This window comes from Neobacillus phoenicis (assembly GCF_047302305.1).
Classification (GTDB): Bacteria; Bacillota; Bacilli; order Bacillales; family Cytobacillaceae; genus Neobacillus.
Genome location: NZ_CP154847.1, coordinates 2,535,401 through 2,553,733, shown reverse-complemented (window position 1 = coordinate 2,553,733; position 18,333 = coordinate 2,535,401). Strand labels below are relative to the sequence as shown.

Sequence of the window (18,333 nt, the reverse complement as noted above, 5' to 3'; positions counted from 1 at the left end):
TACATTTGTAGCTTCCTTTTTCACAAAAATTATGGCATTTTTTCGACGGAATCAAATGAAATAAAAAAACGAGAGGCGTACTCTCGTTTTAAGCAGTTTTTGCTGGTAAAAATATATTAAAGGTTGTTCCTTTATTAGGCTCACTTTCAACAAACACCTTACCGTTATGGCTTTCAATAATCTTAAAACTTACCATCAAGCCTAAGCCGTTACCATTCTTTTTTGTAGTAAAAAATGGCTCCCCTAGCTTCTTTAATTTTTCTTTAGGAATTCCAACCCCTGAATCTTGAATCGATATTTGTACATTATTTTCATGAATGGTGGTCTTAACGTGCAGGTCTCCACCATTCGGCATGGCTTCAATTCCATTTTTAATAAAATTTAAGAACACTTGCTTTAACCGATTCTCATCACATTCAATTTGAATAATCTCCTGATTACAGTCAAAGGACAAGCGGACATTTTTCTTTCTAGCTTCGAATTCAAGTAAAGATACCACATTTTTTATTACAGGAACCACATTCTTTTCTTCTAATTCTACTGCCTTTGGTTTTGCTAAAACCATGAAATCTTCAACAATGGTATTAACCCTTTCAATTTCATCAAGAATAATATTCAGAAATTCCATTCGCTCAGTGTCTTTCTCATCTAATTGTAAGAACTCAGCATATCCTTTCATGGATGTGAGTGGATTTCGAATTTCATGTGCAACTCCAGCAGCCAATTGACCCACTGCAGCGAGCTTATCCTGTCGGTGAAGAACTTCTTCCGTCTTCTTTCGCTCAGTAATGTCGTTTCGAATCGCAAGATACTGATAGGGCTTGCCATGTTCATTTAAAAACGGAACAATAGTTGTGTCCACCCAATAATAGGACCCATCTTTCGCTTTATTCCTAATTTCGCCCTTCCATACTTTCCCTTCACCAATAGTTTTCCAAAGATTTTTAAAGAAATCTTTAGCGTGGTATCCAGAATTCAGGATATTATGGTCCTTCCCAATAATTTCTTCACGGCTATATTTAGATATTTCACAGAATTTATCATTGACACTTGTAATGATTCCTTTTGCGTCCGTAAAGGCTACAATGGAGGATTGATCCAAAGCAAATTTTATATCATTAATTTCTTTAATTGTTTCTTTTAGATGCTCTTCAGCTTTTTTTCTATTGGAGATATCAGATCTAATCGCTATATATTGAACTGGTTTCCCTTTTGAGTTCAGGAACGGAACAATAGTCGTATCAACCCAATAGAAAGTACCATCCTTTGCTTTATTACGAATTTCTCCTCGCCAAATTTGTCCTAAATGAATGGTTTTCCATAAATCTTTGAAGAAATCCTTTGAATGATATCCTGAATTTAAAATACGGTGATTTTTCCCTAGAATCTCTTCCTTATTGTACTTAGAAATCTCTTCGAATTTATCATTCACATAAATAATGGTTCCGTGTGGATCAGTAATTGCAACAATGGCTGCAGCGTCAAGTGCTGCTTTAATATCCTTTAGGTTAGTATCTGTTGCAGCTAATTGTTTACTTATTAATGCACTTGAAATTATGAGTCCTCCAATGATTAGAACCGCAACAAATAATACTAAATAAATAAAAAATGGACTATCGGTACTTGATCCTCTAACTACTTCACTAGTGGTAATCGTAGCCCTTTTTAATAGAAAATGACCTTGAGCAATGGCCGCGGACATAATGATTGCACTAATTGGTTTTAACCAAACCTGGTTACTGATGTTATAGCTTTTTGTGGAGTAAAGAATCCAAAAAGAAAATAAAAATAATCCAAATATTAACAAAACAGAAAACAAGTATAGTAAAAAATTATATTTAATGGTCACATTCATAGCATATAAACTTATGACCTGGACTGCCAGCACAGCAAACGTCAAAAATGTACTCCCAACAACTAGATGGTAGAATCCAATTGATTTTCCAAAAAACGAAAAGAAGGCCATTCCTGTAAATGCTATCCCGATAAAAATAGAAAGAATAGTAAGTGGAATATGGTAACTAGCAAATCTATTTGTATCAGCAGAAATATGTCCAATAAAATTCATAATCCATATTCCAATCCCCATGGAAAATGTTCCACCTAGAAAAAGCAGTCTTTTATTTTGGTCAGTCGACCTAATTAAGGTGAACATATCTAAAGCTGAATATGATGCCATTATGGTTAACCCGATAGCAATAATAATAAAATAAGGATGAAAAGTTCCAATCATCGCATTCATTAACCAGCATCTCCCCCAATTTCTACAGTTATTTCTACTATGATTGTAATGTAAACAATAAAGTTATGGAAGCTTTAATTATTAATCAAGAACCGTTTCTCCTTATTTTAACCGTTAATTTCTTCTAAATGACCATTTACTATTCCTCCTTTGGAAAGGACTTGTGATAAAAGACTTATTTTTTAAAAATTTTCTTTTTTTTTAAAATAAGTCTACACAAATTATTATTTTTTGTTTATACTGTACTATAACAAGATGGTTATTAATAAACTGTACTAATAAAGGAGGAGTTTTATATGTTAATGAGTCCGGTTGAGTTTTTCCGTAATTTACCTAAGAAGGAATGTTCAGAGTGTGGTCAGCATATGGAGGAACAGGCTGAAAGTTATTTTATGGAATGTGACCACTGTTTAGCGAAAAAAGAAGAGTAGTTGTAAAACTCTCCAATAATTGGAGAGTTTTTTATTTGTTTCCGTTTCGTAAATAATTAGGCAGGGATAATCTGTTATAACATAGCAAATGCTTTATTTAAAGGAGATGATGTCAATGGCCAAATATGAAGATCATTTAACAGCTTCAAACAAAACTAATGGTTGGATAATACCAAAAAAAAAATATGTAGCTGGGGAATCGGTGGATGAGCACGCATACTTAGAAGAAGCAAACATTGTTATAACTGGTGATGAAATTCGGCAGCAAAATGAAAATCTTTAAAGGGCGGTTATTTTAAATGAGTTATATCGATATTAACAATGCAAAACCAGGCGATGAAGTCTACGTCATATATCGAAATCCACATGTTCCTTCGGTAGCAAATGTAAAGGCTGCCGAAATTGTTCAGCATCCAAAAGACCCTAATGCATTGGCTTTATTTTTAAATGATACGTTCCATGTCATTGAAGATGATGACGCGATTTTCTCAACCTCTGAATCAGCACAACAAGCCTATGATAATCATTTCTTTAGTCCCTATGATGAATAAAAGACTGTCCCATTGATGTGACAGTCTTTTTTCATCAATTTTTATTAAATTTTGGGAAGCTCTCTCATTTCCTGTATCATTTCATTGCCGCACATTGGACATAATAAATCATCTGCAACAAATTCTTTTCTCATCCATCCGATACATGAGTCATCCAGACAGGAATAGATTTCGGTATCCACCATTATTGTCTCAATTTCTTCTTCTTTTGCTCGTTTACCGTAAAATATTGGAACCGCCTCCTTTAATAGTTAGTATGGACAAAAATTGTACTTTTCATTTCACAAAATTCCCTTTTCTAAGGAGGTTCTAAGCCATGGATGGCAATAAACACAGTGGTTACACCAAAGTTGGCACTAATATTGCAGAGGTAAAAAGATTAAATAGCCAATCAGGCTTAAGTTATAATGAAGTGAAAAAATTGCTCGCTTTAAAATATCTTCAGAATAAATAATGAAGCGGAACCAACTTAGGTTCCATTTTCAGGCTGTCGAAAAATAATCGATAGCCTTTTATTTTATTTAATCTCTTTAGTAATCAAACGAGTTAATTAGTCGCGTAAATAGAATATGCTTTTTTAACAGGTCTGTTGATTGAAGCTCCAGCGCTTAGCTTTCCGCAGGCGTCAAAGCGCCGAGGAGGCTCCAGGACCTCCCCGCGGAAAGCGAGTACCCGGAGCGGAAATCAACAGGCCAATTAGCAAGGAGAAACATTTAATAAATATCTGAAAAATACTAACTTTCAGTATTTAGTCCATTTTATTTTTCGAACGGTTTGTTGACATCGCGATTGGGCGCCTTCCAAAAATGGAACGATATACAATAAATTTTCGGCTTATATACTCTAAAGGTAAACTCCATACATGAACTAATCTGGTAAAAAGCCAAATGCCAAAAAGTAAAAGGGCAGATACCACCAATCCATACTGCCCCAAAATGATACATATGATCTGTAACTCCGATTGTTTCATAAAATGCCTTTTGAACGAGTATGCCTGCTACATGTCCAAAGAAAACGAAGACAATCCCATAGTGAAATAGAATACTTCCCCATTTCAACTGCTTTTTCTCAAGAAACTCACTTGACTTTGCTGACCAACCAAACTGATCAACATTATATCGATATAAATGCCCCACCACGAACATCGTCAACATGATATATGGGAAAGATACCTAAAAGAAATTTTGAAAAAACGACATCATTCAGTCCCCCTACGAAGCCTTTTGCTTTCTTAGCATGTCTTCATTTGTTTGTACACATGCTTGCAGTATCCCATATTTCGATGCTTTACTTGTAGTTTTTGAGCTACATAATCATGAGGAAGAAAACAATTTGTTCATATCCGAATAAGAAATAAAAAATAACTAATACTTAGAAAAAGAGCTTTGTAAATGCAACTAAAACTAGGTGATGAGGGAACCAAATGAAAGAGTTAGTCTTAAGCTTAATTGCCGGGATGGCTGTTGGAATCTTGTTTCGATTTTTAAAGCTGCCCCTACCAGCTCCTCCCGTATTCTCTGCCGTATTAGGTGTGTTTGGTGTCTATTTCGGAGGCGTTGTACTAGATTGGATTATGCAGAATTATATAAAATGAAGAAAAACGTCAGCTAGTGTTATTATCCTAGCTGACGTTTTTTTATTCCGTATAGTCAATTGTAAGATGTTCTTCGTGTCCTTTAGAAAGCATTTTACTTTTCTTTCTGTTTTCCTTTGATTGAAAGATAATATCAAAATCATAATCATCAGGATATAACTCACTAGCTGGAATATAAAGGTCAATCCTTTTATGATTAATTGACACTTTCTCTCCTTTCACCTGGACAATATAATTTCCATATTGGTCTGGACCTTTATAGATAATACCAAATTCATTTGATGGGGAAAGCTTTACATTATCTCCTTGTTGGTAGAGTGTAACTTTCATTTCGGTTTTTGGAGCTTTTTTTACACTACGATGTTTATTTACAATTACCTGTTTTTCAAGTTCTCTCAGTTTCCAATTATCTGAGATTTCCGTTGTATACTCCTTTGCTTCCTTATAGGTAATTGTGTGAGCTCTTTCAATAATTTTCGGATGAATACCTAGTTTCAAAGCAATGGCAAACGCTTGACTCTCTCCTCCACGCCCAATGGTTAAGCGGTAGGTCGGGCTTAATGTTGCTAAGTCAAATTCCATCGATCCATTTAAAAAACCTTCATGGTTCTCAGCAAAATCCTTTATCTCACTATAATGTGTGGTAGCAAGGATGACTGCCCCCTTTTCGTATAAAGTTTCTAGTATAGCTGTTGCAAGCCCCATTCCTTCTCCCGGGTCAGTTCCAGAACCAAGTTCATCTAATAAGACCAATGTTCGATTGTTAGTTTCCTTTAAGATATCAATGATATTTACTATTCTTGAACTGAAGGTACTTAAATTTTCAGCAATACTTTGCCCATCCCCTATATCAACTAAAATACGATCAAAGATACAAATATTACTCTCTTTAGCAGCAGGAATATGAAGTCCACATTGAACCATTAACGTTAAAAGTCCGACTGTTTTTATTGTTACCGTTTTTCCGCCAGTATTTGGACCGGTAATAACTAATGCATGCTGCTCTCTACCCAATTTAAATGATAACGGTACAGCCTTTTCACCTAATAGCGGATGTCTAGCTTGAATTAATTCCATTTCTTCTGATTCATTAATTCCAACCTTCATTCCATTTATTGAGTGACAATACTTAGCTTTAGCAAACAAAAAATCATAATGAACCATGGTCTCAATTGCAATAAGAATTTGTTGTTCCTTTTCTTCCACCAATCCTGTTAAATAACTAAGAACCTTTTGAATCTCTACCTCTTCATCGGCAAACAACCACGTTAATTGATCTTGGTAAACGGCAATTTCCTCAGGCTCAATAAAGAGAGTGGAGCCTGAAGCGGACGTATCTAGCACACTTCCCTTAAGTTTATTCCGAAATTCCTTCTTAATCGGAATGACATATCTTCCATTTCTCTGACTTACGACATTTTCCTGTAAATAAGATTTGTATTTATTTGAACGGATTAGCTGGAGTGTTTTTTCTTTTAGACGTTCTTCTTGAATGGCAATTTGCTTTCTTACCTTTAACAACTCCTTACTTGCGTAATCATCCACCCTGCCATTACGGATGCAACGATTAATCTCACTTGCGAGATCAGGCAGTTCATCAATCGCATCCACGTATGAAGACACCCTTGGAGCGTAATACTCCTTATCCTTCATATACCTTCGCATTTTCCCACAGCAATCTAAAAAGTCATAAAGCTTCATTAACTGATCAGGTCTTAAAGATACACCCTTGTTCATGTTATTCATGAGTTGTTCCATTCCTTCTAACCCGTGAACAGGTACACTTGCACTCTTTTTTAATATTTCAACCGCCTCTGACACTTCATCAAGCCAGGCTTCAATTTGCTTTTGATTGGTTGACGGTCTAAGGCTGCCGATTTTTGCTTTTCCCTCCTTAGTCAACGCGAAACTTGCAATCGTTTCTTTAATTTTTTCAAATTCTAATACTTGGAAAGTATGATGGTTCAACTTAATAACCTCCTAATAATAAAAATAGCCGCAATGAACAATGTCATCGCGGCTAAGTGATATGAGTAGCTTTTTACTCATTTTTTCATACATAAATTTAACCAAAATAAAAACTGTCTACACGAGTGTACACAGGCTACATTGGTAAAAGAATGCATGCTTATGTTTGCCCATTGTTCTTAACTTCACTCCTTAACCACACTTAAATAAACCTTCCTTTGTCACTTAAACTAAAAGGTCATTGCGGTTAATATAGAATGAAAATATCCAATTGATTGGATTAGTTAAGAACGACACCTAACATAAAACATACTCCTTTTTATAAGAAAAAGTTAATTTCTTCTAAAGAATACGACAATTAAAATTATTTGTCAATCAGCTGAACGAGTAAAAAATTCAAAGAAAAATCGTAAGTAGGATGCTTGCCGAATTAAAAAGAAATAAAATTATATCTATCGACCACAAAAAAATCATAATTCATAATATAGAGTTTCTAAGGTTACAAAACGACTGCGAGAATTGCCCTGTTTCCATATGTAATATTGATTAATATGGATATTTTGTTCACAAAATATCCATATCTTTTTTCTGCGAACTTCATTATCTTATTGTTAGGAGGGATAGTTATGAAAAAAATCTATCTCATTTGCGGTCTAGCTATATTTTTGGGAATTGCAGGTGGAATCTCGTTCTTTCTCATTAGAGACGCAAATGCGGAAATACCAGCAGAAGTAAGTTTGATCAATCAAAATGGTACTACATATAATTTTGGTAAGGACAATACAAAATTGAAACTAATTGAATTTATCTATACCCATTGCCCTGATATATGTCCTACCACCACACAAAAGATGGTCGATTTGAAGAAAGATTTAGAGAAGAGCGGCGTATACGGCAAGAAAATTGAATTCATTACCATTACTATTGACCCCTATCGTGATACTCCTGAGATATTGCAAGGGTATATGCAAGGATTTGGAATAAAAAACGATAAAAAATGGATATTTTTAACAGGAGACAAACAAAATATTAAAAAAGACCAAGAGCAAATTCAAAAAGTAACTGATGCTTTGCAATTTCAATATAAAGACCCCGGAAATGGACAATTCGTTCATTCCACCTTTACGTACTTAGTCAATCAAGATAATAACTTTATAGCAAAGTTTCCTATGGGAAATGACTTTAATAAAAATGAAGTATATGAAACAATTATGGATAAGCTTGATTAGTTCACATATGTTTACTTATAAAAAATAAAAAAAGCGGTTAGTCCTAAGGATTAACCGCTTTTCAATACCAATTTTTCCTATTTAATTCACTAATTCACAGATGAAGGATATTTTTTAATTTGCTGCAAAGATAAAAGGTAATTGGACTTGGGCTTAGTTAAGCTAGCTTTTATTCCAGCCTTTTTTAATTTATTTACGAGTTCAGTAAGCTGTTTTTTCGCCATACTTCTCACCTTCTTTAAAACTTCTTAATCCAATTCTACAACAAAATTATGAATAAAGTGTGAAAATGAAAAAATTTTTTAGAAAAATTTTCTTTCTACTCAGCCTAATGAAAGAGTTCGCTCTTCCACTGCTTTAGTGATATAATTAATAGATATTTTGTTTTGGAGGATATTGTATATGATTACAGTAAGTAATGTAAGTTTAAGATATGGTGACCGGAAATTATTTGAAGATGTAAACATTAAATTTACACCAGGTAATTGCTATGGTCTAATCGGCGCAAACGGTGCTGGTAAGTCAACATTTTTAAAGATTCTATCTGGGGAAATTGAATCCCAAACCGGTACTGTACAACTTGGACCAAATGAACGAATGGCTGTATTAAAACAAAACCACTTTGAGTACGAGGAATATGAAGTCTTAAAAACGGTTATCATGGGTCATGCAAGACTTTACGAAGTTATGCAGGAAAAAGACGCAATCTATATGAAAGAAAACTTTACTGACGAAGATGGCATGAAAGCTGCTGAACTTGAAGGTGAATTCGCTGAATTAAACGGATGGGAAGCTGAACCTGAAGCAGCCATCCTCTTAAAGGGCCTTGGAATTGGTGATGACCTTCATTATAAGACCATGGCTGAATTAACAGGTTCTGAAAAAGTAAAGGTTCTACTTGCACAAGCATTGTTTGGCAGACCCGATGTGTTGCTGCTGGACGAGCCTACTAACCACTTAGATATTAAAGCCATTCAGTGGCTAGAAGAATTCTTAATCAACTTTGAAAATACTGTTATTGTTGTATCCCATGATCGTCACTTCCTAAATAAAGTTTGTACCCATATTGCTGACTTAGACTATGGAAAAATTCAAATTTATGTGGGTAACTACGATTTTTGGTATGAATCAAGCCAGTTAGCATCAAGATTAACCTCTGACGCTAACAAGAAAAAAGAAGAGAAAATAAAGGAACTACAAGCCTTTATTGCCCGGTTTAGTGCAAATGCATCTAAATCCAAACAGGCTACTTCTCGTAAGAAGCTATTGGATAAAATAACACTCGATGACATTAAACCTTCCTCTCGCCGTTATCCATTTGTTGGATTTACACCGGACCGTGAAATCGGGAACGATTTACTAAGAGTTGAGGGATTAACAAAAACGATTGATGGTGTAAAAGTCCTGGATAATGTTAGTTTCTTTATGAATAAGAACGATAAAATTGCTCTTGTAGGAACTAACGAGATTGCGAAAACCACACTTTTCAAAATTTTAATGGGGGAAATGGAACCAGACAGCGGTACCTTTAAATGGGGAATTACCACTTCACAAGCATATTTCCCTAAGGATAACTCTGAGTACTTTGAAAACTCCGAGCTTAATTTAGTGGACTGGTTGCGCCAATTCTCTCCGAAAGACGAAAGTGAAAGCTTCTTACGCGGATTCTTAGGAAGAATGTTATTTTCCGGCGAAGAAGTATTAAAGAAGGCTAGCGTACTTTCCGGAGGAGAAAAAGTTCGTTGTATGCTCTCAAAAATGATGTTAAATGGTGCCAACGTTTTACTGTTAGATGAGCCAACGAACCACTTGGACTTAGAATCAATTACAGCACTCAATAATGGTTTAATTAATTTCAAGGGCTCATTGATTTTTTCATCACACGATCATCAGTTCATTCAAACAATTGCAAATCGAATTTTTGAATTAACACCTAAAGGATTGGTTGATAAACAAATGTCCTACGATGAATATCTAGAAAATGATGAGGTTCAAAAACAAGTAGCAGAAATGTATAAATAAACTATAAGAGGCTGTCCTAGATTCAATGTTAGGGCAGCCTCTTCTTTTTAACCTTACATTTGTTTTTGTTTTCTTCGTGAAGAAGGCTCAGCTCTTGATCCTGTTTCTGTAGTTGTTGTCCCTTGCCCCTCTACTTGGGGTGAACTTAGTCCAATTGTCGAAGGATCTGCTTTCTTTTTACTCCGTTTACCCATCATTACACCTCCCCTAATAGCTTTTGGAAGATTATTGCTACTTATACCGAATATTTAAGGTAAACTTAGGCATGATAATCTACAGGAGGAGGTGTTTTGTATGGCAAAAGTTGGAGTAGAACAATCTCTTACAAACATTCAACAAGCACTACGCGAAAAAGGATACGATGTAGTTGAACTTAAGCAGGAATCAGATGCACAAAATTGCGATTGCTGTGTTGTAACTGGGCTCGATTCAAACGTGATGGGTATGCAGGATACAGTTACAAAAGGTGCGGTAATTGATGCAAACGGGATGTCCGCTGATGAGGTATGTCAACAGGTGGAAAGCAGACTTCAATAACACATTTTCAAAAGACTAAAGGATTAACTTTAGTCTTTTTTATTTGATTGGAAATTTATTTTAGGACTCTTTTGAGAAGAAGAACTTTTGAAATTATTCTTTTGTTGCTTCCCTTCCCCTTCATTTTCTAAATTAGGTTGGAATTCACTACCATAAGTTGCACCAATATTTAATTTCCCTTTAAGTTCTTTAATTCCAAGTTGACCAAAATTATTATTTAGTTCGTATTTATCTAAAATGATTTTTTCAATATTTATCTTCTCAATGATAATTGGCGGATCTTTTGTTTTGCCTGTCTCTTCTTTTGGGGGGTGTTGTTGGAGGGTTTGTAGCGACTTCTTTAATTCCTCTATGTTTAGTTCTAAGGATGTTAACTTTTTCTTTAAATCCTTTTCATAATCACTTTTGCTAAAGATTAGAAATAAATCTTTTAATGACATGCTCACAAACGCTCCCTTATTTTTCACCTTACTTTCATATATATGGGAAATTTAGTCTAACATGTCCACTATTAAAAGGACGATCTAAAATTGATCTTTATCTCAATTTTCAGCACTACCTAATCAATTGGAATGATTTCTCCTTTTTCAACGATTCGTTGATAACTAACAAATAATAATCCATTCCAAAATTTAGCACTCAATTGATTAGGACTAACAGTATCAGGCAATCTAATTTGTCTCTGAAAATCTCCATAAAATCTTTCTGAATAGGTAAGCTTCAATTCAGAATGATTTAATAAGGCCTTTCCTTTAATCGTTAAGGAATTTCCGTTCAGCCCTAATTCAAGATTTTCTTTTTTCATTCCAGGAACCTCAATTACAACTAGGACTTCACTTTCACCTTCCAATATATCGATAGCAGGGAATGGGGGAGTGTTTTTTTCTTCCCTTGCAGATTGTTTAGTAGTACTTGAATTTGGAGCTGTATAAGGCTGTTCATTCATAAATTGCTTAGCAAAGTCCTGATCAAATATATTGTTCCAAAAATCTCCTCCATTCATATTTTTAGCTACTTCCATCCATTGCTTTAATTTATCCATGTCCATCTAATCCCACCTCCTACTTCGTGTTTTACACAATAGAGGATATTTATTACTATTATCTTACTAACGATATTTATAATTTAATCCAGATATTACTCTTCCTTCATAAACAGACACAAAAGACATATATTAATAAACAAGGAAAAGGAGGAGATATAAATGCCGGTACCAGCTCCATATATAAATATTAATATATTTATGATTAAAATTAATTCCTTCGAAAATGCTTCTGCTGTAAATATTGGTCAAAACCTCTTGGCTGAATGGCATAATTCCGATAAGAAAAATCAAGGCTTTGGACAAAATTTTGGAGATAAAAGTGATTTTGTCGGAACTAGAAGTTTTGTCGATGACAAAGATCAAATCGACTCCCCATCCTCCTTTAATGCCCGCCCACTTCATTATGAGAATGATTGCCCCTGAATATGGACCTCTTGGCAGGAATAATCGTCACACCGAAAACTGCCTAGGCAGTTTTTTATATTCTCATCTTTAACATTCCATCACATTTAGCTATAATAATGTGGAATATGTGATTGTTATTGAGAGGGCGTATTGAATGTACAAAAAAATAATACCTTGGTTGATGTTTTTCTCTATTTTTCTCGTTTCAGCATGTTCAACCACTGATAATACTGAGAAGAACAGTAAACCAAATCAGGTAGAAATCACCATCTCTGCTGCTGCAAGCCTAAAAGATGCATTAATGGAAATAAAAACTGAGTATCAAAGAGAAAACAAACAAATTATCCCACTTTTCAATTTAGGTGGTTCAGGGGCCTTACAACAACAAATTATTCAGGGAGCTCCCGTAGATGTTTTTATCTCAGCTTCTAAGGAACAATTTGATGAATTAACGACAAAGCATTTAATAGACTCAAAAGAACATGTGGATCTACTTAGTAATCAGTTAGTCTTAATAACTAATAAAAACAATAAAATACCAATAAATAAGTTTGAGGATCTTGATAAAAATGAGATACATAAAGTAGCTATCGGCACACCTGAATCTGTACCCGCAGGCATGTATGCTAAGCAAGCTTTAAAAAAATATCAGATTTGGGATGCGTTGCAACCTAAATTGGTTCAGACAAAAGATGTTAGACAAGTACTGACCTATGTTGAAACGCGAAGCGTTGATGCGGGTATAGTTTATAAGACGGATGTAAGTATATCAAATAAGGTAAAAGTAGTGGCCATATCCGAGGAAGGCTTCCATGAACCAATCATTTATGCAGCAGGGATTATTCAAGCATCTAAAAAGAAAGATGCCGCCATCCACTTCTATGAATTTCTTCAAAGCAACACAGCTAAAGAAATCTTCAAAAAATATGGTTTTACAGTATTGGATTGATGACCTTGTTTCATGATGAATTTTGGACACCTATAGTGTTATCTATAAAAGTAGCAGCTAGTTCAATAACTATAGTATTTTTCCTCGGTATTTTACTTGGCAGATTATTCGCAAGAAAGCAATTCAAGGGGAAAATTTTACTTGAAACTTTTCTTCTTCTTCCAATTGTCTTGCCTCCAACTGTTATTGGGTTCTTATTAATATACCTGTTTGGAATAAATAGTCCATTTGGAATAATCTTAGAAAAAATATTTGCCCAACCAATTATTTTCACACCAACGGCAGCAGTAATTGCATCAACCGTTGTTGCCTTTCCATTAATGTATCAAACAGTCAAGATAGGTTTTCAGGCAGTTGATAGAGGCATCGAAGAAGCAGCAAGGGTAGATGGTGCAGGCGAAATTAAAGTGTTTTTATATATCACTCTCCCTTTATCTATTAAATCAATATTTGCAGGGTTAATTCTAAGTTTTGCACGAGCACTAGGGGAGTTTGGTGCTACCTTTATGTTTGCCGGAAATATACCTGGAAAAACTCAAACGGCTCCTACAGCAATTTATATTGCAATGGAATCTGGAAATATGAATTTAGCCTGGTTTTTAGTTGCAACAATGGTTTTTATCTCCTTTTCTTTCTTGTTACTCACAACAATTACACAAAAATAGCCATGGAGGTTCTGTGCCCTCCATGGCTTTTTTATAATTTTTAAAAGTTTCTAGTAAATACTTTGCGCCTTCGCATTCCAATTAAAGTCGCCGTACATAGAATAATGAATATACCAATTAACGTATTAATAAGTACAAGCGGTGATTCTTTTTTGTTAACCTTCTTACTTATTACAGGTGCTTTCTTGGGCTTAGGAGGTTCTTTTAATTTTAATTGAACCGATTGAATCACCTGACCATTATTATTTTCAATAGATAATAGCCCTTCATTATTTATCTTCTTTTTATTACCACTAATGTTCTCTGTGATCAGAATAGCATTTTCAGGGTAAAATTCCTTATTGTCTACCTTAAATAATTCCCCTTGCTTAATCATTTCATGCTGATAACCTTTAAAACCATAATCAAACAATGTTGCGGTATCATGATATTTATCGTTTTTAAAATCCGATTTAAGAACAACAGCTGTTAACTTTAAGGTTCCATTACCTGCGGTCGTTGCCAACGTTTGTTTTGCTTCGGTTGTGTACCCTGTTTTCCCTCCTGAAATTCCAGGATACGGCAGCTCTCCTTTGAGCATACGATGATGGGTTAATATTTTTGTCTTCCAAGATTGCCCCTGCCAATCGAGAATTTTTGTCCCGAAAATTTCAGCAAAAATAGGATTTTTCATAGCGTAATTTGTCATTAATGCCATGTCCATTGCTGTTGTATAATGATTTTCCTCATGCAATCCATTCGGATTAGTGAAGTGGGTATTAGTTACACCAATTTTTGTTTTAAGGTATTCGTTAAGGTTCTCAGAAAAGTTTTCTACATTGCCATCCAAAAACTCTGCGATCGCGACAGCTGCATCGTTCCCTGAGTTAACAAGCATCCCTTGAATAAGCTTCTTTAAAGGCACTTGTTCCCCTTCATTTAAATAAACCCTCGTACCATCCTGCCTAACTGCATTTGCACTTACCGTAACAAGGCTATCTAAATTCCCTTTATCAATAGCATAGATTGCTGTAGCAATTTTTGTAAGACTAGCAGGGTACATTCTCTCATTTGCATTTTTTGCATAAAGTACAGCATTCGTTTCAGTATCTAATAAAACAGCTCCTTCACTTTTCAAATCCAATTGCTCTTGCGTTTCCGCTGCGAAAACATTGGACTGATAGGAAAATAAGAGTAAAACAATCAATATGAGGTACGAAAAAATTTTTTTCATCTTTACACCCTTACTTTTACATTTAATCCCTATTTGATTTTAACAGATTTTTTGAATAAATAAATAGTTTTGCGAGAAAATGTTATGAATTGGAAGTATTACAAAATATTATAAAAATAATTGAAAAACCGGCTGCTTAAAAGCAACCGGTTGACGCTATGTTCTTTTTTTAGAAATCAATAATGTTATTTGAGCCATAATAAATGGTAATGAAGATTTTCTTCTGTAAGCAAGATATTTAGGTTCCCATATATTGGTATACTTCTGTTTGAATTGCCTTAAACCTTGAAAGTGATATATAAAGTGGCCATGTAAGAATAATTGTGCAGCGATCTTCTCACTTAAAAAAGCAAATCGAGATAAACCGACATTAGCTAATGGGGCCATTCCCATATTAAACCGTTCATACCCTTGTTCTTTAGCCCAATCAATTAATGAGAGAAAGAGAAAATCGATCATTCCAGCTGGTGAATTAGGTCTAAATCTCATTAAGTCTACAGAGATGGTTTGTTTATTATCATATACATACATAAGACTCATAAAACCTAGAATCTTCTTTTCTTCATCTCTAACTATTGCAATTGGAGCTTTATTTAGATACTCTTCATCAAAAAAACCTAGAGAAAAACCTTTCTCTCTTCTACCTTGTAACCACTCATTCGAGACCTCTCGTAATTCTTCAATAAATTCGTTAGTGTATGGTGGTTTAATAAGTTCAAAAACAAAACTTTCTCGATTGAATTTATTTTTTAAAGCTCTTAGACCTTTCTGTTTGTTACCAAATAGTGAGAATGTTTTTAGGTCTACAAAGGCCTCTTCTCCAAGCTTAAAAAAAGCAAAGCCATGTCCATGTAAATATGGGAGCATTTCATCACTAACCTGGTAGAAAACAGGAGTAAAACCATACAGATCAGCTATTTCTTGAAATTCCTCGATTGCATTAGAAATTTCACTTTGTTCACCAATAGGATCGCCGAGAATGACTAGTTTATCAGCATATTTCTGAAAAGGAATTAACACATTCTTTTTGCTGTTCCAAAAAATATATTTATCATGCAAAAAAATAAGATGAGATAAAACCCTTCCATGATATTTTTTTAAATGATTGTAAATTTCCTTTTCATGATCTATTGATTTTTCTAGCTTCCATTTCTTCGGCAAACTAATTAAATAACCTGTAAATAAAATCATCATAGCAATGACAAGTCCAATAATTGCACTAGTAAACAAATCACGATAATCCAAGATAACATATGGCAGAAATTTGTCAGGTATGGTTAATTTCGAGATTGGTAAATTTAAATAACCGATTAAGATATACATTGAAGTGATAACTAGTATCACCGTAACATCAAATATTGTTTTCCCCCATGTCAAAACATAACTTTCACGGTAGAACTGCCCCTTAGAAATTCTAAGTAAAAGCGCTACTATGATTAAAAAAGTAGCTTCTTCGTAATCTATCCCTTTAAATATAGAGAACAAAGCAGCAAGTATTAAAGCAAGCATGGTTAACTCATATGCTCTTTTTACACTGTATTCAATACCGCGAGACAAACCTAATAACAAAAACCCAGCAGCAACTGATAATTGATGGGATACATTAATTATTGGGAATGACAACAACTCCTGAGCAATCTTAAGTCTTGACATAATACCCGGAACACTCGCAGACAAGAGAAGAATTAAGCCAGACAGAAAAACCAGCATCGTTAATATCACGTGACTTAACCCTTGGATTATCGCTTTTGGAAGTTGATTCCATGATTGATTCCATTTCTCCCAATAAAGCTTTACAAAAAAAACAAGGCTAATAAAAAATGGGACAAAGTAATAGCCCAAGCGGTAAAATAACAACAATACTAGTACCTTTTCATCCGGTACGTGTAACTCTTGCATTCCCCATAAAAATATTAAATCAAAGGAACCTAATCCCCCTGGAATCATACTAATAATACCGGCACAAGCAGCCACAATATAGACTGGAAACAAATCCTTTGCTCCTACTGGGATTCCTAATAACCGGCTCAATAGTAAAATGGCAACAAACACAGCCAGCCATTCTATGATCGATACAATGACCAGTTCTATACCTACTTTAGCCGTAATCAATGACTCCTTCCTTGATTTCATCATGTGAACACTAACGAAAATGGGTAGGTACAAGCCAACACCTAATACCGCAAAATATAGCCATTTTGTATCAACAAACAGCGGAAAATGACGAAAGCCAATGGTTACAATCCATGCAAGCACAGATATACCTGTTAAATAAAAAAGGGAAACTGAAGCAATTACACCAAGAAGCTTGCGTTTGTCCAGTTCAAGTTTATGAAAAAAGTAGGTTCTTAGCATGGCCCCAACCAGACCACCGAATCCTATTAAATTAGAAAATGAATTTGCAATAAACGATTGTTCCAGGAGTTCCCTACTAACTACCTTTAACTTTAAAATTCGTACAAGTATAACGTCGTAAAGCAACATAGGTAAAACAGCAATAAACGTGATCATTAATATCAGCAATAAGACCCATATATTTAACTGATTGATTTCGTTCTTAAGCAGCTCAACATTCAGATCTCCAGTAAACCTTTTCATTTCTATAATTGCAAAAATTAATAATAATAGCGGAAAGATAAATTTAATTACTTTAACTATCTTTTCTTTCTTTATTCCCAACAATATGACCACCTATTATTTTTTTCCTGACTTAAATATAAACTTTTCAACAATAAAAACAAAGAAATATATTTTGTTATAGATGATTTATTATTCTTCATTGTAGACATTTTCTTTTACGTTCAACCGTTTTCTCTGTAATTCAATAGTATGCATCCTTTTGTCCTAGTATTTAGTAAGATGAAAAGTTTTAAAAAGAAGACAAGTTTTCTAACCTATTATGCATAAGTATTAAATAGGACAAATTTAGGAGGCGGTTATTAATGAAGTTTGTAGTGTTTAAGAAAGAGACTCTTCTCTTTTTTTTAGCCTTAGGTGTCGTAATAGCCAGTATTTCTGCATGGTTAATGGTAAAAGCAGGAGATACCACTGTATTTAATCAAAAGACAGATAAGAATATCCGAGAAATCCATATGGTAACAGGTGAATTCAAAACTAAAATGAAAGATGGAAAAGAAATAGAGGCATACCGTTGGGATCCCGGAACAATATTATTAGAAAAAGGAGAGAAGGTCCGTTTAATTATTAGTGGAATCAACGGCGAAGAGCACCCATTTTATATTGAAGGGACGGCCATTAAAGGTAAAGTAAAAAAAGGAGAAGATACAATTGTTCCCCTACAGTTTAAAAAAGAAGGTACGTATCGTCTCATATGTGAAGTTCATCAGGATAGAGTACATAATGGCCCAATGATTGCTTATATAGTAGTAGATTAAAAGCAGGATCCAAACTCCTGCTTATTTCTTTTTTTCCTTTATTCTGTTTCATGGGTTTCCACTATAAATACGTTGTTATTATTGAAT

General features: G+C 34.4%; 22 protein-coding genes and 1 pseudogene. 12 read left to right on the top strand and 11 right to left on the bottom strand.

Annotated features, from left to right (window positions below; translation table 11 throughout):
• Positions 1-88 precede the first annotated feature (88 nt).
• On the bottom strand, positions 89-2,242 hold the full coding sequence (locus tag AA0X95_RS13255) for a PAS domain-containing protein (RefSeq protein ID WP_413309539.1): 2,154 nt from the start codon (positions 2,240-2,242) through the stop codon (positions 89-91).
• A 296-nt stretch (positions 2,243-2,538) separates the two neighbouring features.
• Here AA0X95_RS13255 and yhfH point away from each other — a divergent pair, with 296 nt between their 5' ends.
• The 3 genes from yhfH to AA0X95_RS13240 all read left to right on the top strand — a co-directional run bounded on the left by yhfH (position 2,539) and on the right by AA0X95_RS13240 (position 3,224).
• On the top strand, positions 2,539-2,673 hold the full coding sequence (gene yhfH / locus AA0X95_RS13250; RefSeq protein ID WP_307287180.1) for a protein YhfH: 135 nt from the start codon (positions 2,539-2,541) through the stop codon (positions 2,671-2,673).
• 115 nt (positions 2,674-2,788) lie between these two features.
• Positions 2,789-2,956, top strand: coding sequence for a hypothetical protein (locus AA0X95_RS13245; RefSeq protein WP_413309536.1), 168 nt, complete (start codon positions 2,789-2,791; stop codon positions 2,954-2,956).
• 16 nt (positions 2,957-2,972) lie between these two features.
• On the top strand, positions 2,973-3,224 hold the full coding sequence (locus AA0X95_RS13240) for a transcriptional regulator SplA domain-containing protein (protein WP_413309534.1): 252 nt from the start codon (positions 2,973-2,975) through the stop codon (positions 3,222-3,224).
• A 44-nt stretch (positions 3,225-3,268) separates the two neighbouring features.
• On the opposite strand, the gene AA0X95_RS13235 is transcribed toward AA0X95_RS13240, so the two are convergent.
• Positions 3,269-3,454, bottom strand: a complete 186-nt coding sequence (locus tag AA0X95_RS13235) for a cold-inducible protein YdjO-related protein (RefSeq protein WP_413310026.1) — start codon at positions 3,452-3,454, stop codon at positions 3,269-3,271.
• An 86-nt stretch (positions 3,455-3,540) separates the two neighbouring features.
• Here AA0X95_RS13235 and AA0X95_RS13230 point away from each other — a divergent pair, with 86 nt between their 5' ends.
• Positions 3,541-3,678, top strand: a complete 138-nt coding sequence (locus tag AA0X95_RS13230) for a hypothetical protein (RefSeq protein WP_413309532.1) — start codon at positions 3,541-3,543, stop codon at positions 3,676-3,678.
• A 294-nt stretch (positions 3,679-3,972) separates the two neighbouring features.
• On the opposite strand, the gene AA0X95_RS13225 is transcribed toward AA0X95_RS13230, so the two are convergent.
• Positions 3,973-4,194: a respiratory nitrate reductase subunit gamma gene (locus AA0X95_RS13225; protein WP_413310024.1), complete on the bottom strand. Its 222-nt coding sequence runs from the start codon at positions 4,192-4,194 to the stop codon at positions 3,973-3,975.
• 6 nt (positions 4,195-4,200) lie between these two features.
• A pseudogene (locus AA0X95_RS13220) lies at positions 4,201-4,369 on the bottom strand (respiratory nitrate reductase subunit gamma); the annotation flags it as partial.
• A gap of 278 nt (positions 4,370-4,647) precedes the next feature.
• Between AA0X95_RS13220 and AA0X95_RS13215 the strand changes: the two are divergent.
• Complete coding sequence (locus AA0X95_RS13215) at positions 4,648-4,818, top strand: XapX domain-containing protein (protein ID WP_413309530.1); 171 nt, start codon at positions 4,648-4,650, stop codon at positions 4,816-4,818.
• 42 nt (positions 4,819-4,860) lie between these two features.
• On the opposite strand, the gene AA0X95_RS13210 is transcribed toward AA0X95_RS13215, so the two are convergent.
• Entirely contained in the window at positions 4,861-6,786 is a 1,926-nt protein-coding gene (locus AA0X95_RS13210; protein ID WP_413309528.1) for an endonuclease MutS2, read from the bottom strand.
• A 626-nt stretch (positions 6,787-7,412) separates the two neighbouring features.
• Between AA0X95_RS13210 and AA0X95_RS13205 the strand changes: the two genes are divergently transcribed.
• A complete protein-coding gene (locus AA0X95_RS13205) occupies positions 7,413-8,015 on the top strand; it encodes an SCO family protein (protein WP_413309526.1) in 603 nt (200 codons plus the stop codon).
• A gap of 89 nt (positions 8,016-8,104) precedes the next feature.
• On the opposite strand, the gene AA0X95_RS13200 is transcribed toward AA0X95_RS13205, so the two are convergent.
• Positions 8,105-8,239, bottom strand: coding sequence for a hypothetical protein (locus tag AA0X95_RS13200; protein ID WP_264760442.1), 135 nt, complete (start codon positions 8,237-8,239; stop codon positions 8,105-8,107).
• Between the two features lie 178 nt (positions 8,240-8,417).
• Here AA0X95_RS13200 and AA0X95_RS13195 point away from each other — a divergent pair, with 178 nt between their 5' ends.
• Positions 8,418-10,037, top strand: coding sequence for an ABC-F family ATP-binding cassette domain-containing protein (locus AA0X95_RS13195; protein WP_413309523.1), 1,620 nt, complete (start codon positions 8,418-8,420; stop codon positions 10,035-10,037).
• Between the two features lie 53 nt (positions 10,038-10,090).
• Here AA0X95_RS13195 and AA0X95_RS13190 read toward each other — a convergent pair whose 3' ends face one another.
• Positions 10,091-10,231 carry a YuzL family protein gene (locus tag AA0X95_RS13190; protein ID WP_413310022.1) on the bottom strand — a complete coding sequence of 47 codons (141 nt, stop codon included), beginning with the start codon at positions 10,229-10,231 and terminating at the stop codon, positions 10,091-10,093.
• A 100-nt stretch (positions 10,232-10,331) separates the two neighbouring features.
• Here AA0X95_RS13190 and AA0X95_RS13185 point away from each other — a divergent pair, with 100 nt between their 5' ends.
• A complete protein-coding gene (locus tag AA0X95_RS13185; RefSeq protein WP_308083584.1) occupies positions 10,332-10,574 on the top strand; it encodes a YkuS family protein in 243 nt (80 codons plus the stop codon).
• A 29-nt stretch (positions 10,575-10,603) separates the two neighbouring features.
• On the opposite strand, the gene AA0X95_RS13180 is transcribed toward AA0X95_RS13185, so the two are convergent.
• Both AA0X95_RS13180 and AA0X95_RS13175 read right to left on the bottom strand, forming a co-directional pair.
• Positions 10,604-11,014 carry a hypothetical protein gene (locus tag AA0X95_RS13180; protein ID WP_413309520.1) on the bottom strand — a complete coding sequence of 137 codons (411 nt, stop codon included), beginning with the start codon at positions 11,012-11,014 and terminating at the stop codon, positions 10,604-10,606.
• A 119-nt stretch (positions 11,015-11,133) separates the two neighbouring features.
• Positions 11,134-11,622, bottom strand: coding sequence for an Hsp20/alpha crystallin family protein (locus tag AA0X95_RS13175; protein WP_413309518.1), 489 nt, complete (start codon positions 11,620-11,622; stop codon positions 11,134-11,136).
• Between the two features lie 156 nt (positions 11,623-11,778).
• Between AA0X95_RS13175 and AA0X95_RS13170 the strand changes: the two genes are divergently transcribed.
• From AA0X95_RS13170 to modB, 3 genes are all read left to right on the top strand, one after another.
• Positions 11,779-12,042, top strand: coding sequence for a hypothetical protein (locus AA0X95_RS13170; RefSeq protein ID WP_413309516.1), 264 nt, complete (start codon positions 11,779-11,781; stop codon positions 12,040-12,042).
• Between the two features lie 136 nt (positions 12,043-12,178).
• Positions 12,179-12,973 carry a molybdate ABC transporter substrate-binding protein gene (modA, locus tag AA0X95_RS13165; protein WP_413309514.1) on the top strand — a complete coding sequence of 265 codons (795 nt, stop codon included), beginning with the start codon at positions 12,179-12,181 and terminating at the stop codon, positions 12,971-12,973.
• On the top strand, positions 12,973-13,638 hold the full coding sequence (modB, locus tag AA0X95_RS13160; RefSeq protein WP_413309512.1) for a molybdate ABC transporter permease subunit: 666 nt from the start codon (positions 12,973-12,975) through the stop codon (positions 13,636-13,638). Before modA ends, modB begins: the two co-directional genes overlap by 1 nt.
• 40 nt (positions 13,639-13,678) lie before the next feature.
• Here modB and AA0X95_RS13155 read toward each other — a convergent pair whose 3' ends face one another.
• The gene (locus AA0X95_RS13155) at positions 13,679-14,851 is read right to left on the bottom strand and encodes a D-alanyl-D-alanine carboxypeptidase family protein (protein ID WP_413309510.1); all 1,173 of its coding nucleotides are present in this window, start codon (positions 14,849-14,851) and stop codon (positions 13,679-13,681) included.
• 156 nt (positions 14,852-15,007) lie between these two features.
• Positions 15,008-17,530, bottom strand: a complete 2,523-nt coding sequence (mprF, locus tag AA0X95_RS13150) for a bifunctional lysylphosphatidylglycerol flippase/synthetase MprF (RefSeq protein ID WP_413309508.1) — start codon at positions 17,528-17,530, stop codon at positions 15,008-15,010.
• 263 nt (positions 17,531-17,793) lie between these two features.
• Between mprF and AA0X95_RS13145 the strand changes: the two genes are divergently transcribed.
• Complete coding sequence (locus AA0X95_RS13145; protein ID WP_413309506.1) at positions 17,794-18,246, top strand: cupredoxin domain-containing protein; 453 nt, start codon at positions 17,794-17,796, stop codon at positions 18,244-18,246.
• The last annotated feature ends 87 nt before the right edge of the window (positions 18,247-18,333 follow it).

What these genes read in the sequence shown, in the direction of transcription:
- AA0X95_RS13255 (WP_413309539.1), bottom strand. Translation starts at nt 2,242, where the DNA reads ATGAATGCGATGATTGGAACTTTTCATCCTTATTTTATTATTATTGCT.
- yhfH (WP_307287180.1), top strand. Translation starts at nt 2,539, where the DNA reads ATGTTAATGAGTCCGGTTGAGTTTTTCCGTAATTTACCTAAGAAGGAA.
- AA0X95_RS13245 (WP_413309536.1), top strand. Translation starts at nt 2,789, where the DNA reads ATGGCCAAATATGAAGATCATTTAACAGCTTCAAACAAAACTAATGGT.
- AA0X95_RS13240 (WP_413309534.1), top strand. Translation starts at nt 2,973, where the DNA reads ATGAGTTATATCGATATTAACAATGCAAAACCAGGCGATGAAGTCTAC.
- AA0X95_RS13230 (WP_413309532.1), top strand. Translation starts at nt 3,541, where the DNA reads ATGGATGGCAATAAACACAGTGGTTACACCAAAGTTGGCACTAATATT.
- AA0X95_RS13225 (WP_413310024.1), bottom strand. Translation starts at nt 4,194, where the DNA reads ATGAAACAATCGGAGTTACAGATCATATGTATCATTTTGGGGCAGTAT.
- AA0X95_RS13215 (WP_413309530.1), top strand. Translation starts at nt 4,648, where the DNA reads ATGAAAGAGTTAGTCTTAAGCTTAATTGCCGGGATGGCTGTTGGAATC.
- AA0X95_RS13205 (WP_413309526.1), top strand. Translation starts at nt 7,413, where the DNA reads ATGAAAAAAATCTATCTCATTTGCGGTCTAGCTATATTTTTGGGAATT.
- AA0X95_RS13200 (WP_264760442.1), bottom strand. Translation starts at nt 8,239, where the DNA reads ATGGCGAAAAAACAGCTTACTGAACTCGTAAATAAATTAAAAAAGGCT.
- AA0X95_RS13195 (WP_413309523.1), top strand. Translation starts at nt 8,418, where the DNA reads ATGATTACAGTAAGTAATGTAAGTTTAAGATATGGTGACCGGAAATTA.
- AA0X95_RS13190 (WP_413310022.1), bottom strand. Translation starts at nt 10,231, where the DNA reads ATGGGTAAACGGAGTAAAAAGAAAGCAGATCCTTCGACAATTGGACTA.
- AA0X95_RS13185 (WP_308083584.1), top strand. Translation starts at nt 10,332, where the DNA reads ATGGCAAAAGTTGGAGTAGAACAATCTCTTACAAACATTCAACAAGCA.
- AA0X95_RS13180 (WP_413309520.1), bottom strand. Translation starts at nt 11,014, where the DNA reads ATGTCATTAAAAGATTTATTTCTAATCTTTAGCAAAAGTGATTATGAA.
- AA0X95_RS13175 (WP_413309518.1), bottom strand. Translation starts at nt 11,622, where the DNA reads ATGGACATGGATAAATTAAAGCAATGGATGGAAGTAGCTAAAAATATG.
- AA0X95_RS13170 (WP_413309516.1), top strand. Translation starts at nt 11,779, where the DNA reads ATGCCGGTACCAGCTCCATATATAAATATTAATATATTTATGATTAAA.
- modA (WP_413309514.1), top strand. Translation starts at nt 12,179, where the DNA reads ATGTACAAAAAAATAATACCTTGGTTGATGTTTTTCTCTATTTTTCTC.
- modB (WP_413309512.1), top strand. Translation starts at nt 12,973, where the DNA reads ATGACCTTGTTTCATGATGAATTTTGGACACCTATAGTGTTATCTATA.
- AA0X95_RS13155 (WP_413309510.1), bottom strand. Translation starts at nt 14,851, where the DNA reads ATGAAAAAAATTTTTTCGTACCTCATATTGATTGTTTTACTCTTATTT.
- AA0X95_RS13145 (WP_413309506.1), top strand. Translation starts at nt 17,794, where the DNA reads ATGAAGTTTGTAGTGTTTAAGAAAGAGACTCTTCTCTTTTTTTTAGCC.